Source organism: Rossellomorea sp. ABR4_004 (assembly GCF_056159585.1).
Map to the genome: position 1 here is coordinate 1363930 of NZ_JBSWVM010000001.1, position 13953 is coordinate 1377882.

Annotated in this window: 13 protein-coding genes; 4 read left to right on the plus strand and 9 right to left on the minus strand. The window is 42.7% G+C overall.

Translation table 11 applies throughout. The features are described 5' to 3' along the window. Positions 1–181: 181 nt before the first annotated feature. Entirely contained in the window at positions 182–1543 is a 1362-nt protein-coding gene (locus tag ACXAF2_RS07175; RefSeq protein ID WP_475137977.1) for a sigma-54 interaction domain-containing protein, read from the minus strand. Positions 1544–1717: 174 nt separating this feature from the next. On the opposite strand from ACXAF2_RS07175, the gene ACXAF2_RS07180 reads away from it, so the two are divergent. Beyond that, positions 1718–2227: a cupin domain-containing protein gene (locus tag ACXAF2_RS07180; RefSeq protein ID WP_475137978.1), complete on the plus strand. Its 510-nt coding sequence runs from the start codon at positions 1718–1720 to the stop codon at positions 2225–2227. A 343-nt stretch (positions 2228–2570) separates the two neighbouring features. Here ACXAF2_RS07180 and ACXAF2_RS07185 read toward each other — a convergent pair whose 3' ends face one another. The 3 genes from ACXAF2_RS07185 to ACXAF2_RS07195 form a co-directional block, all read right to left on the minus strand. Beyond that, on the minus strand, positions 2571–3758 hold the full coding sequence (locus ACXAF2_RS07185; protein ID WP_475137979.1) for an MDR family MFS transporter: 1188 nt from the start codon (positions 3756–3758) through the stop codon (positions 2571–2573). Positions 3759–3913: 155 nt separating this feature from the next. Then, positions 3914–4078 carry a glycogen biosynthesis protein GlgD gene (locus ACXAF2_RS07190; RefSeq protein ID WP_299739435.1) on the minus strand — a complete coding sequence of 55 codons (165 nt, stop codon included), beginning with the start codon at positions 4076–4078 and terminating at the stop codon, positions 3914–3916. Next, positions 4075–4368 carry a YtzC family protein gene (locus ACXAF2_RS07195; protein WP_113969827.1) on the minus strand — a complete coding sequence of 98 codons (294 nt, stop codon included), beginning with the start codon at positions 4366–4368 and terminating at the stop codon, positions 4075–4077. Before ACXAF2_RS07195 ends, ACXAF2_RS07190 begins: the two co-directional genes overlap by 4 nt. A 201-nt stretch (positions 4369–4569) precedes the next feature. Between ACXAF2_RS07195 and mnmL the strand changes: the two genes are divergently transcribed. Together mnmL and mnmM are read left to right on the plus strand one after the other, a co-directional pair. Continuing rightward, entirely contained in the window at positions 4570–5535 is a 966-nt protein-coding gene (gene mnmL, locus ACXAF2_RS07200) for a tRNA modification radical SAM protein MnmL/YtqA (RefSeq protein WP_475137980.1), read from the plus strand. Further along, a complete protein-coding gene (gene mnmM / locus ACXAF2_RS07205; RefSeq protein ID WP_148971006.1) occupies positions 5532–6104 on the plus strand; it encodes a tRNA 5-(aminomethyl)-2-thiouridylate-methyltransferase MnmM in 573 nt (190 codons plus the stop codon). Before mnmL ends, mnmM begins: the two co-directional genes overlap by 4 nt. Positions 6105–6150: 46 nt before the next feature. Here mnmM and ACXAF2_RS07210 read toward each other — a convergent pair whose 3' ends face one another. From ACXAF2_RS07210 to ACXAF2_RS07225, 4 genes are all read right to left on the minus strand, one after another. Next, entirely contained in the window at positions 6151–7155 is a 1005-nt protein-coding gene (locus ACXAF2_RS07210; RefSeq protein WP_475137981.1) for an LLM class flavin-dependent oxidoreductase, read from the minus strand. 106 nt (positions 7156–7261) lie between these two features. After that, on the minus strand, positions 7262–9631 hold the full coding sequence (locus ACXAF2_RS07215) for an immune inhibitor A domain-containing protein (protein WP_475137982.1): 2370 nt from the start codon (positions 9629–9631) through the stop codon (positions 7262–7264). A gap of 319 nt (positions 9632–9950) precedes the next feature. Beyond that, positions 9951–11024 (minus strand): tetraprenyl-beta-curcumene synthase family protein, encoded by a 1074-nt coding sequence (locus tag ACXAF2_RS07220; RefSeq protein ID WP_475137983.1) that lies wholly within the window; start codon positions 11022–11024, stop codon positions 9951–9953. Between the two features lie 14 nt (positions 11025–11038). Continuing rightward, the gene (locus ACXAF2_RS07225) at positions 11039–11842 is read right to left on the minus strand and encodes an alpha/beta hydrolase (RefSeq protein ID WP_148971009.1); all 804 of its coding nucleotides are present in this window, start codon (positions 11840–11842) and stop codon (positions 11039–11041) included. Positions 11843–11926: 84 nt separating this feature from the next. On the opposite strand from ACXAF2_RS07225, the gene ACXAF2_RS07230 reads away from it, so the two are divergent. Continuing rightward, entirely contained in the window at positions 11927–12442 is a 516-nt protein-coding gene (locus tag ACXAF2_RS07230; protein WP_475137984.1) for a gamma carbonic anhydrase, read from the plus strand. A gap of 222 nt (positions 12443–12664) precedes the next feature. Here the strand turns inward: ACXAF2_RS07230 and metK are convergent, their stop codons facing one another. Then, complete coding sequence (metK, locus tag ACXAF2_RS07235) at positions 12665–13867, minus strand: methionine adenosyltransferase (protein ID WP_475137985.1); 1203 nt, start codon at positions 13865–13867, stop codon at positions 12665–12667. Positions 13868–13953: the final 86 nt, after the last annotated feature.

Consider the following 13953-nt stretch of genomic DNA (forward strand, 5'->3'; position numbering starts at 1 on the left):
ATTGTGCCAACTTTCAGATTACTAATCATCCAATCATTTTCTCACCCACGCATTGTAACAATTCCAGGATTCTGGACAAATCCGGCATTTCAGACACGAAATGTACATATTTACACTAAAAATAAAACAGTCCGGAAATATGGACTTTTTTCCACATTTCCGGACTGCCTGCACAACCAAATTATAGAAGCTGATATTTATTTAACTTCTCATACATGCTTGATTTACTTATTCCCAGTGTCTCTGCCACCTTTCGTTTATCATGCTGATGAGTTTGCAGACTTTGAGTCAACACGGATTTCTCCGTTTCTTCGAGGATTTCTTTTAATGTTTTAGAGCCGACATCATATAAGTTTCCTACCTTCATATAAGAAGGCAGTGACTGAAGAGAGATCCAGCTTTCATTGGACAAATAGGTGGAAGCGTTTATGACATTTTCTAATTCACGCAAATTCCCTGGCCAACTATAGGAACGAAAAATCTGCATCACTTCGTTTTCAAACCCTTGGATCCGTTTCCCTGATGATTTTGTGGATTTTCCCAAGAAAAAAGCAGCCAAATTCTCGATATCTTCCTTCCGCTCACGAAGAGGGGGAATTTGAAAGGGAACTACATTAATACGATAGTACAGGTCGCTTCGAAATCGCTTTTCTTCCATCATTTTTTCAAGGGGCCGGTTCGTGGCTGCGATGATGCGGACATCCACATGTTGAACACGGTTTGAACCAACTGCCTCCACCTCCCCTTCCTGTAAAGCCCTGAGAAGCTTCGCCTGCATATTGAGAGGCATGTCCCCGATTTCATCAAGGAAAAGTGTTCCCTTATGGGCCAGCTGAAACTTTCCTTTTTTACCACCTTTTTTCGCACCTGTAAAAGCTCCTTCTTCATAACCGAATAACTCTGATTCCAGGAGCTGCTCCGGGATCGCGGCGCAGTTTACTTTAATAAAAGGTTGCCCGCTTCTTTCGCTAAGCTGGTGAATACTGTGGGCGAACAGCTCTTTACCCGTTCCACTCTCACCTCTGATCAGGATCGAGATATCACTGGGGGCAATCATTTGAGCTTTGTCCTTCAATTCATACATTCCAGGTGATTCACCGATAATATCATTCAGCGTGTATTTCACGCCTGTATTGATATCCTGGATGTAGCTTTGAATTTTAGACATCATGTTCTTTACGTGAGAACTCATTTGCATCCATTCACTCGTGTCCCGGAAGATCACCGATCCAAATGCTCCTATCACTTTACCATCAACCCGAATCGGAATACGATTGGCGATCATATAGTTCCCTTTTATATATTGAAGGTCTGCCACTTCCTCTTTACCACTGTCCGCAACAATATGCATACGTGTGTTTTCGATGACGTTCGTCACATGTGAGCCAATAGCTTTATCTCGTTCAACTTCAAGAAAGCGACAGTAATTGTCATTTATATAGATAATCGTGCCTTCGTTATCAACGACGACCAACCATTCGAAAGCGTTCTCAAGAATGATTTCGATCATTTCGACGGATACCTTTTTTAATAAGCTGCTCATTTCCACTGCCTCCTCTGTATTTGAAAGAGAACATATACATCTATAGTAGCACATACACTAACTGTCGATATGAAAATGTAAGCGAATTGCAAATCTTTCAATTACCAGTGGAGATTCGGTTTAATGTATACGGAATTAGGGAAACTTCTTAACAATGAATGGAGGAATGAAAGGATGAAAATCGCAGAACTGAAAATATTTTATTTCGAAGACGATGGAATCATCCCGAATAACCCGGACCTGCCCGCACTCATTTACCGGAATGCACTTGATCATCCTCATGACGCCGAAGAGCTCTTTAACAGAAATCAATGGCTCAATAGTTGGACAAATGGCATATATGATTACCACCATTACCATAGTAATGCACATGAAGTATTAGGGGTCATGGAAGGTGAGGCAACCGTTCAATTAGGTGGTGAAATGGGCGAAGAGGTGACGGTCCATAAAGGTGATGTGATCATCCTTCCAGCCGGGACCGGCCATAAGAAATTATCCTCAAGTCCCGATTTTAAAGTCGCAGGTGCCTATCCGAACGGTGACGATTATAATTTGAAAAAAGGTTCATTGCGTGAACGGCCGAGTGTTTTAATTGAAATTAAGAATGTTCATCGTCCATCATCGGACCCTGTGTTTGGGGAAACGGGTCCACTCATAAAATATTGGCTCAAAAAAATGGTTTAACCCAACGTTCTGCATCCAATCGTTACGCTTTTGTTCGATATTTTCCATTCCTATTTTTCTATAGTAATGCTTCTTAGAAACGACTATAAATATTTCTAAAACTTCCTATAATCTAAGCGATTAGATTATTTTTTGTAAAATAGTCTTGTTTTCTTATTAGTCCTATGCTATTCTATTATAGCGATGAGCTGAATTGTGTAAGTCGGGGATCACGTCCTTGTGACAACAAACGATGTGGCGTTTGCTGATCTCTCGCCTCAATTTTTTGCAAGTGGGCTTCCGTAGGAAACGGGAGCCCTTTTTATATGGAATAACCCCCAATGAATTCTCATTGGGGTTTTCTTTATTGTTGAACCGATATGGAGACTTCGCTTTTCTTTTTTAACGGTCGGTCATATTGACTCGTAATGATTAATGAGACCATGAAGAAAGCGATCAACGTCATAAACAGTACCTGCATGCTGAATACGTCCACTAATACTCCTCCGATAAACGGTCCGATCATTCTTCCTCCTGTTGCTGTACTATTGACGATTCCCTGATAGAATCCCTCTCTCCCTTTTGGAGCAAGTGAGTTAGCAATGGTCGGAACAGCCGGCCATATGAGCATTTCACCAATCGTCAGAATGATCATCGCAATGGCAAACCATTGAAATTGATCGGCTATCGAAGCCACAGCGAAGGAAACCATGAAAATAATCGTCCCAATCATAATTTGAAGCTTTAAATTATGTTCAAAACGCTTGATGGCTTTTGATAAAAGTGGCTGTGCGAGCACAATCAATGCCCCATTGATTGTCCACAATAGGCTGTATTGTTTCAGGCTGATGTTGATTTCCTGGGTGTATGTTGCAATGGTGGACTGCCATTGTACATAACCCATCCAGCATAATAAATAGGCCACACAAATGAAGAGCAATGCCTTCAGTTTCGATTTATCCCTAATCACCTTAGATTCATTCAAAACGGATGTTTGATGAGCGCTTACGGATATGTTTCGATAACCCAATAAAGCAATGAAGAAAAAGACGATATACATACTAAGATTCGCTAAGAATATATAGTTAAAGGAAAATGAGGCGACGAACCCACCTAATGCAGCTCCAACCGCAACTCCGATATTTTGCGCCACATAGACGGAATTGAAGGCTTTTCGGCCACCTTCAGGCCATACCGAACCTGCCATGGCATACATGGAAGGAAAGACGATTCCCGAACCAAATCCAACAATGGTCAAGAAGACCACATAGTGCGGCCAGCCATGCCAAATATTCATTCCGACCAGAGCAGTCAAAGTAATGGAAATCCCTACTAATATTGAGCGGTATCCACCAAATTTATCAAAAAGTGTTCCCCCGATCAGATTTCCGATTACACTTGCCCCAGCGTTCATCATCAGCACAATTCCCGCTATAGACAGTGATTTCCCTAAATTCTCATGTAGATAAATTGTATTAAGAGGCCATAAAAAAGAGGCACCTGTCACATTCACCATCATTCCAATGACAAGCAACCATAAAGATTTGGGCATGCTTCTGCCCCCTTTCCATCATTTTATTTCGAGTCCCAAAAGGATTTTACTCTTTTTTGCGAAAGGGGGCAAGAATTATTTCTTAAAATAGATGTCCTTTTTCATCTATTAAAAAACCAGGTGCCCGTATTTAAAGAGCACCTGGTTTACGTCCATTATTTTCCGTTATGATGATCGGATTTAACAGGCTGTCCCTGTTTTTCGTAGCGCTTTTTCGCAGCTTTGACAGGATTGTTTTCAGCTCCGAATTCTGTATCTAAATTACGGAAATCACTTCGGGTCTTTTGTTCAGGGTTTTTTTTGTCAGAACGTGTGGTCAATGTAATTTACCTCCCACTACATTAGGGTCATGATCTAACAAAATCATCTCATTTTGTAAGGCCTGAAGCTGAAGTCTCATGCGATGCAATTGTTCACGCTGTTGAGAGTTGGCGCTATTGGCCAAATGAGCCACATCATTCACCGCTTCTTCAAGCTGCTGCATGGCTTGAGTATACTCCACATCATGATAATGCTCTTGCTGTGTCCCTGATTTATATTGTTCCTGAGCGTAACGAATGGCATCTTCACACTTTTGAATGCATTCATCAACCGAATTTCTTGTTGCCATTACGACTACCTCCTTGATGATTGGACTAAAGAAGAGGAAGGTCCCATCCTTACTCTCCTCCATCTTAGTTTGAACTTGATTGCCCGTTTCAGAAGTGGTAATCTTCACCTATTTCTCTATGAAGGATACATTTGACCACGTGTTCATGATAAAATCTTTTTGAGCGTCATACATACTGTTACACATATTGAAACGTAGGAGGTGTTTGTCATCGAGACAAACCCATTTCCATATGCCACAGATTTAAAACGATATCATACGTGGAATTACCATTTACGAAATCACTTTGGACATAAAGTCTTTAAGGTTGCTTTGGATGGCGGTTTTGATTGCCCGAACCGTGATGGCACGGTCGCCCATGGCGGCTGTACCTTTTGCAGTGCAGCAGGCTCTGGGGACTTTGCCGGGAGCAGGGTCGACTCCTTAGAAAAGCAATTCAATGACATTAAAGGAAGAATGCATAAGAAGTGGAAAGCCGGTAAGTATATGGCGTATTTCCAAGCCTTCACAAACACTCACGCACCTGTGGATGTGCTAAGAGAGAAATATGAATCAGTTCTCGGGCAAGATGGTGTTGTAGGTATTTCCATCGCCACCCGCCCGGATTGTCTTCCTGACGATGTGGTCGAATACTTAGCTGAATTGAACGAAAGAACCTATTTATGGGTAGAACTGGGCCTGCAAACCGTTCATGAAAAGACCGCCGGACTGATCAATCGAGCCCACGATTATCAATGCTATGTCGAAGGAGTCAATAAGTTAAGAAAACACGGTATACGGGTGTGTTCCCATATTATTAACGGACTTCCTCAAGAAGATGAAGAAATGATGATGGAAACAGCACGTGAAGTGGCCAAGCTTGACGTCCAGGGAATTAAAATCCACCTTTTGCATTTGCTGAAAGGAACTCCCATGGTCAAGCAATACGAAAAAGGACTGCTCGACTTCATGGATTTTCACCACTACGTAAAACTGGTTTGCGATCAGCTGGAAGTCATACCACCTGAAATGATCGTTCACCGCATTACGGGGGACGGACCTATCGACCTGATGATCGGACCGATGTGGAGCGTCAACAAATGGAGTGTATTGAACGCGATTGACGATGAACTTAAACGCCGGGACAGCTGGCAGGGAAAATTTTATAAAGTGGATGTGAAAGCATGAAATTAGATCGAATCTTACCTTTTGCGAGAGAGCTTCTGGAACGGGCTGTCAAACCTGGAGACATTACAATAGACGCAACACTCGGGAATGGGCATGACACCTTATTCCTGGCTCGATTAGTCGGAGAAAATGGCCGTGTATACGGTTTTGATATCCAAGAGGATGCCATAGAAAACACGAAAGAACAGCTCATCACCCATGATCTTGCTCACCGGGTGACACTCTTTCACCAAGGGCACGAAACAGTGATGAACGTCATTCCTCCATTGCATCACGGGAAAGTGACGGGGGCGGTATTTAATCTTGGATACTTACCGGGCGGTGATAAGGATATTGTTACCCGTCCGAAAACGACGATACTCGCCTTGAATCAAATTCTGGAAATGATGGCACCTGAAGGGATCCTCGTCCTTGTCATTTATCACGGACATCCTGAGGGTGCGGTAGAGAGGGATTATATCCTTCGCTATGTTGAAAGGCTGGATCAAAACTATGTTCATGTCCTGAGATACCAATTCATGAACCAGCTGAATAATCCTCCATTTATTGTAGCGTTGGAGAAGAGATGAAAATAATAAAAATAGGGACGGACCTTTTCGAGGTCCGTCCCTATTTTTATAACAATTCGTTTGCAATTAATTCGAATGATTTGAGTTTGTCCTGGAAATCATAGGTGATGCTGACGAGCATGATTTCATCTGTTTCGTACTGTTCACTGAGTGAAAGTAGTTGTTCTTTCACCTTTTTAGGATTTCCTACTACCATGCGTTTGCGATTTTCCCGCACTCTCATTTCTTCGAAAGGTGTGTACTGATAAGCTGCCGCTTTTTCAGGACTCGGTGTCCCATTTGAACGCATGCCCTGTTCAATCATCAAGATCGCCAAGTCTATGCTGGATGCGACTCTTTCTGCTTCTTCATCCGTTTCAGCACAGATGGCAAACACGGCTACGATGTTCTTCGGCACCTTCAGGTATTCGGAAGGAACAAAGTTATTTCTGTAAGCCTGCGAATATTGAGGGCCGCCTTCCCCGTTAATAAACTGGGCAAAGGTATACGGTAATCCTTTTTGTGCCGCAAGCATCGCACTGGACGGACTTGAACCGAGCATCCACACTTCAGGCATCGTTTCAATCATCGGGGCTGCCGTTAACCCTTGATAGGGATGGGTATCCGGTAATGAATCAGTTAAATACCCCAGCAGATCATCGATTTGTTCAGGATAACGATTGACGTCCCTCGGCTTCCCGTCGTGCAGGGCCATCGTCGCCATTGGCATTCCGCCTGGTGCCCTACCGAGGCCTAGGTCAATCCGATTCGGATTCAGCCCTTCAAGCAACCGGAAGTTTTCCGCTACTTTATAAGAAGAGTAATGAGGAAGCATGACCCCTCCGGAACCGACACGAATTCTTGATGTATTCTGTGCAAGGTGAGCGATCAAGACCTCCGGGGAGGAACCCGCAAGTCCCGTGGAATCATGATGCTCGGATACCCAGAATCGTTCGAATCCCAACTTCTCGACATGCTGTGCTAGTTGTACTGTATGATGTAAAGCCTCTTGTGGGCTCATTCCTTCTGAAATGGGTGATTGATCTAAAACACTGAGCTTCAAAATGGACATCTCCTTTAATTGATGTGAGTATTATTATCAATTCAGTAGTAAAAAATGTCCAATAACATGCTTAAAGGGTGACTGCCGGGAAGGCAGTCACCCTTTGATGTTGAAATTATTTTTTACTAATTTCAATTCTTCCCACTGATTTATCTTTACTTTGACCAGTGACTTTAATCTTTAACCCATATTCAGGTACATTACGTCCTGCATCAGGTAATTTCTCGTTTAAGTAGCTGCGCTTATCATTAAACTCCTGATTCTTATGAGTGTGTTTATCCTCGAGTGTTAACCCTAATAACTCTCGATAGTCAATAAACATTTTCTCTGTCTTATCCATGCTGAATGCTGCGTCATGAATTTGATATCGAGTCGATGCCATTGAATTGTCGCTCCATTTTAGTTCACGTTGGTCAGCATCCACCACTCCAAGGAAGCCTTCTCCTGGGTGAGCACCTGTCCAGTTGTCACCATATTTCTCATCTGCATACCAGATCACCAGACCTGGATCATAGGTCATCAGGCTGTCACCACGGCGAATGTGAGCTAAACCTTCATCCACACCTTGATGGTTTCTCCATTCCAACAGGTAGTAATGCTTGGATGTTTTCACCCCAGTATCTTTTGTGAATCCTTCAAGTGAAACGTTCGTGTCATCACCTTCAGCATCATCAAAGAATAACTCATTACCGCCTGCTGTCACTTTGATATCATCCACATATAATCCTGGATTCACTGCTGCAACGTCTGTCCAATAGTTTACTTTCACTTGGATTTCTTTTCCTGCATACTGACTTAAATCAAATGCGGCATCTATCCATCCACCTGAGTTCCCAGTAATTCCATGACCAGGATTTTGATCATGCGGATCTGTATCTGTTGTTACATTTCCTGGAATGCTCGTCCAATTTTCACCGTCTTCACTAACTTGAACTGAACCGTAATCCCAATCCTGCTCAATGTCATACCATGCTTTGAATGTAAGTTCTGCATTTTGGGAAGATGTTAAATCTACACTCATGACCGCAGAATTATCCAGGTCATTGCCACTTCCACTAAAGTACTCATATTCTCCGCTAAACGGTGTATTCACTACTGTTTCTTTATCAGGTAGATTAATTTTAACCGCATCAGGGTTTGTCCCTTTTGTATTTGCCTGATCCAAGTAAACCTCAATACCTTTTTTATCGATATCATCCAGATTCACTTCTTCATGTTTCAACCAGTTTCCACCATGGGCTGCTTGCAAAAATTCTTTCGACCAGGCACTGAAGCCTGTTGGTTCTGTTCCAGGAACCTTACCAGCCCAACTTCCGCTTGCCATGATGGACCAGTATGCTACCGCTTCACCTTCACCAGTATATTGAGTGTCATACTCATCAGGTAACCCGAGGTCGTGACCATATTCATGGGCGAATACGCCGGCAGCTCCATCAGCTGGTTGAACTGTATAGTCATATGCAGCCATATTACCTCCCCAATACGGAACTTCCGCTTCCGTACCATCTACAGGGAACACATCACCTAAGTTCCAGCGATGAGACCAAATCGCATCTTCACCAATACTACCTCCACCAGCTTCTTCACCTACAGCTGAATGAACAATCATTAAGTGATCGACTAATCCGTCTGCTTCACGTGTGTTTCCGTCGCCATCAAGATCATAGCGGTCTTCCAGATCATAGTCAGACAAGTCCACTTCAGGGTCATTTGCTGCCGCCACTAAAGCTTCACGTACAAGTCCTCTTGCATCTTTATCATTATCTCCTGCTGCCGGATCATTCCCACCATAAGCTGCTGCCGGTTTAGACGCTTGATACCAGCCTGCTACTTCACCTTCAACGGAATAGGCCCCGTCCGTTTGCTGCTCATAAAATTGCTTCATGGAAATGAGATTCTCGCCATTTGGACCGGTATATCCGTCTTCTCCAAATACCATATCCTCATAATGTTCTTTTACGTAATCTTCATAATACATATCAGAATCTTCCGGTTTGATGGAATTATGCGGGAAATCAGGGAATTCCATTAATAATACCAGAACTTTATCGGTTCTTTTTTCACCAGTATAATCCTCTTCCACTACAGGGTCTAAATTTCTCTTTTTCTTTTTATGCTTATCGCCCTTTTTGTGCTTATGGATATCTTTTTCGATCTTTTCTTTCTCTTCTTTTAATTCGCCGTCATCTTCAAGTTCCTTTAAGCCTTCAGATTTCTCTTTCAAGAACTTTTGGACAGCTTTTTCTGCTTGTCCAGCTGTGGCATTCTTAGATAATTTACCGCTCTTTTGAAGCATTTCAATCAACTTTTCTTCGTTCGCAATGGCTAAGTCAAATGGACCTTCACCATGTGAATGAGATTTGTTCACCGTCGGCTTCGCTAACACATTTTCAGGTACTGTCGTTGCAGCTGATGCAGGTACAGCAAATGCCCCTACACTCAATGCCGCAGCCATGGCCATCGATAATACTTTACGAGATTTCAAACAGTATTCCCCCTTTTTTTATGTACTAAATTTTTACACTAATTAAAATATACTCCATTATTCTGAAAAGTAAATATTTTCAGAATACATTAGTTATTTAGCCTTACGAAATTATGTATTTTCAGATAAATAGTACGATATTTCGCTAGAAAACAGATGGGTATTTTATCGTATTTTGGAGGAAATCAACGAATATTTTTTGTATAAATATGGTATTAAAAGTCGAATTTAGTATTTATTCATACGACTTAAGTTTGATGAAAAAGACAAAAAGAGGGACGGACCTTCGACACTAGTGTCGAAGGTCCGTCCCTCTTTTTTAGGATGTTTTTCTACGATTTCTCCATTTTCGGTAGATTTTTCCGTTGATGTAGAAGAATCTGGTGATCCAGCCGGCTTGTGCGATGAATTGTTTGGAGAAGGATTGTACTTTTTCTTGTTTGTTTGCCTTGTCGTCTGACAGGTAAACGCCGATGAGTCCTTTGTTGATCAGGCGGTGAAAATGGGCATGGGGCAGTTCATGGGTGTGTTCGTCTGCTTTTTGAAGGAAATGTAACAGCCGTTCTTTTAAATGCTCATCATCCTCGTAATAGAAGCAGAAGTTCAAGTCTCCCCCCTCCTGGTCCTCATCCTGATCAATGAAGTAATCAAGAAGAATATGTAAGCCCTGAATATATGGAAAATATCCACGTTTGATTTTTTCTGTGTGCGACGGCTGAAAATCGCTCCGGCATGCGTATGACACTAAACAGAAGATACCGAGTGTGGATCCGGAGCAGGCGGAAAACTCGTACCAATTCATTTCAGGAAGGTTCGAACGGTGAGTTTCAAACCAACTCTGCAGTCTTCCCACCCTTTCTTCTTTCTTTACATGTTTATGTATCTGCAAGTCACAGTAGTATTCACAAAGTTGTATAAGATCCTTTTTAATGCTGCCATAGTGTTGTATTGCTTCTAGAACGGACTGACAGGCAAGCACTAAATCTTTCAGGTACCCCCCGTCATCCTGATCGGCCCTTAATGCATAGTAATTGACAGGCACAGCGCCCACCGTCAGGGCGTCTTTCATGGATTGATGAAGAAGGGCAAAATCGTCGGGATCCAGGGAAACGCTTCGATCACAGAGATTATCCAAATAATCGCTTATCGTTTGATAGGCGACGATGAATCGAATCGTTTCTTCTTTCTTGTCCAGTGCCAGCAGGGAAAGGATCGATCCACCTTCACAGTGAAACGTTTTATGTTCGATACTGGCAAGGGCCTGACTTCTTAATTCCTGATTGGGGATCGCTTCTGCCCGCCTCTTCCACTCATCTAATTCTTTATGAACAATCGGAAAAACATTTCGGTATACTCTTGTCATTAACGAAAAGGGATCACTTGGTATCGACACCTTTACCACCTCTTTTACAAAATGTATCCTAGCGCTTTCAAACGACTTTCAATGAAAATTTTGGAGTACTCAAAGATATCTTCTCTTTCAGGTTCATTATAGATTTCATGATAGCATTTCGGCCATTCTTTGTAATGCATTTCAGATAAAGACAGTTCGTTGAACCATTTTTTCACTGCTTTTTTGTCAACGATTTTGTCGTCACCGGCCTGCAGCACTAGCAGGGGGACATCTGGCATTTTTTCCAGGTTTACAAAAGCCAGTTTTATTGCTTGGGCGAGCTCCCTGTACCAGCGGACAGACACCTTGGTGATATAGAGTGAATCGTTGCTGTCAATTTCACGAACATCGGCATTTCTCGTTGCCATATCAATCGTTAATCCTGATGGAAACTTCACCATGGGAGCGATCTTATTTAAACCATGGGACAAGAGCTCGATCGGTTTTGACGGAGTCGTGACCAAGCCTAAACAAGGTGAGGACAAGATCACCCCCGCCAAGTTCACATGGGATTCCTGAAGCATACGGACCGCAACAAGCCCACCCATACTATGACCAATCAGAAATACAGGCAACTCAAATTGGTACGCCGCCTGTACCCAATCTTTTACTTCCACTATATATTCATCGAACGAATCGATATGTCCTCTTTTACTTCTTGAAGTCATCCCCTGACCCGGTAAATCGCCCATGATGACATGGAAGCCTGCTGCACGCCACATTTCAATGAGCCAACCGTACCGACCATGATGCTCCATTGCTCCATGAACGATGACGATGACTGCCTTTGCTTCTTGATCTGTTTCCCATTTCCACATGGCAATTCCTCCTTAATAGTTCTCTATGTGAATGAATTCTGCTACCATTATTATAGTAAATATTCTTGAAAGGGGTAGTATTAAATGCTCTATCCATATTATGATAAAAAACCTATCATCGCTCAATCGGCATACATTGCCGATTATGTCACCATCTCCGGGGACGTGGAGATCGGTGAAGAGTCCAGCATCTGGTTCAACACCGTCATCAGAGGGGACGTCGCTCCAACCAAAATCGGTAATAAAGTAAATATACAGGATAATTCAATTCTTCATCAGAGTCCAAATAACCCTCTTATTCTTGAAGATGAAGTAACCGTAGGCCATGGAGTGATTCTACATAGCTGCAAAATCCGAAAGAAAGCATTGATCGGCATGGGATCCATCATTCTCGATAATGCTGAAATTGGTGAAGGAGCATTTATTGGGGCAGGAAGCCTTGTTCCACAAGGGAAAGTCATTCCTCCCAACACACTGGCATTCGGTCGTCCAGCAAAAGTGGTGAGAGAGTTAAATGAACATGATATTAGCGAAATGAAGCGAATATCGAAAGAATACGCAGAAAAAGGACAATATTATAAAAGCATCAAACCATTTTAATATCCTATACTTGGGATACCCCAACCTTCCTGAGAATACTCATGGAAGATTTTCTTGTAAGCAGGTCCCGGCTTCGGATTCGGATTCATCTGCCATTTTCAACATATATCTGCCAAAATCACGATTACCTGCCATTTGGCACAATAACCTTCGCCACCGCCGTCACACATCGCAAAAGAGACCAACACCTTGATAAGTGTTGGTCTCTTCTACTATCTTTCCTTATTCGCTTAATGCTTCCGCTTTTAATGCTTCCGCTTTGTTTGTACGCTCCCAAGGAAGATCAATATCGTTACGGCCAAAGTGTCCGTAAGCAGCTGTCTGCTTATAGATCGGACGACGAAGATCCAGCATTTTGATGATTCCTGCAGGACGCAGGTCAAAGTTATTGCGAACAACGTCGATTAGTACGTCTTCTGATACTTTACCTGTTCCAAATGTATCAACTGAGATGGATACCGGTTGAGCCACACCGATTGCATACGCTAATTGAACTTCACATTTTTCAGCAAGTCCTGCTGCCACAATGTTCTTCGCTACATAACGTGCTGCATAGGCCGCAGAACGGTCCACTTTCGTTGCATCCTTACCAGAGAATGCACCGCCACCGTGACGAGCGTATCCGCCGTATGTGTCAACGATGATTTTACGTCCTGTTAACCCTGCATCACCTTGTGGTCCGCCGATAACGAAACGACCAGTCGGGTTGATGAAGTATTTTGTTTGCTCATCGATCAGTTCTTTCGGTACAACAGGATCGATGACATATTCTTTTAAGTTACGTTGGATTTGCTCAAGCGTCACTTCAGGGTGATGCTGAGTTGAGATAACGATTGTGTCAATACGAACCGGCTTATCGTTTTCATCATATTCAACGGTTACTTGAGTTTTTCCATCCGGACGTAAGTAAGGAAGGATTTCTTCTTTACGAACTTCAGTCAGACGACGGGAAATTTTGTGGGCAAGGGAAATCGGAAGAGGCATAAGCTCTTTCGTTTCATTACAAGCGAATCCAAACATTAACCCCTGGTCACCTGCACCGATTGCATCGATTTCTTCATCCGTCATTTGGCCTTCACGAGCTTCTAGTGCCTGATCTACACCTTGCGCGATATCAGCAGATTGTTCATCGATGGATGTTAATACAGCACATGTCTCGGCATCAAAGCCATATTTCGCACGAGTGTAGCCAATTTCACGGATCGTTTCACGAACGATTTTTGGAATATCGACATACGTACTCGTTGTAATTTCACCCGCAACAAGAACAAGGCCCGTCGTAACAGACGTTTCACATGCTACACGAGCATTCGGATCATTTGTAAGAATTGCATCAAGAATTGAATCAGAGATTTGGTCACAAATTTTATCTGGATGTCCTTCGGTTACGGACTCAGATGTAAACAGACGACGTTTAGTTGACATCAAGGTTCCTCCTTAAGCATAATTGTTAGACTTTGATCTAACAAAACATTAAACAGATACGGTACTCATTCCCTAAGTAGTATGAA

Excerpts from the sequence above, each read along its gene's own strand:
- ACXAF2_RS07175 (WP_475137977.1), bottom strand. The coding sequence starts at position 1,543 with ATGAGCAGCTTATTAAAAAAGGTATCCGTCGAAATGATCGAAATCATT.
- ACXAF2_RS07180 (WP_475137978.1), top strand. The coding sequence starts at position 1,718 with ATGAAAATCGCAGAACTGAAAATATTTTATTTCGAAGACGATGGAATC.
- ACXAF2_RS07185 (WP_475137979.1), bottom strand. The coding sequence starts at position 3,758 with ATGCCCAAATCTTTATGGTTGCTTGTCATTGGAATGATGGTGAATGTG.
- ACXAF2_RS07195 (WP_113969827.1), bottom strand. The coding sequence starts at position 4,368 with ATGGCAACAAGAAATTCGGTTGATGAATGCATTCAAAAGTGTGAAGAT.
- mnmM (WP_148971006.1), top strand. The coding sequence starts at position 5,532 with ATGAAATTAGATCGAATCTTACCTTTTGCGAGAGAGCTTCTGGAACGG.
- ACXAF2_RS07210 (WP_475137981.1), bottom strand. The coding sequence starts at position 7,155 with ATGTCCATTTTGAAGCTCAGTGTTTTAGATCAATCACCCATTTCAGAA.
- ACXAF2_RS07225 (WP_148971009.1), bottom strand. The coding sequence starts at position 11,842 with ATGTGGAAATGGGAAACAGATCAAGAAGCAAAGGCAGTCATCGTCATC.
- ACXAF2_RS07230 (WP_475137984.1), top strand. The coding sequence starts at position 11,927 with ATGCTCTATCCATATTATGATAAAAAACCTATCATCGCTCAATCGGCA.
- metK (WP_475137985.1), bottom strand. The coding sequence starts at position 13,867 with ATGTCAACTAAACGTCGTCTGTTTACATCTGAGTCCGTAACCGAAGGA.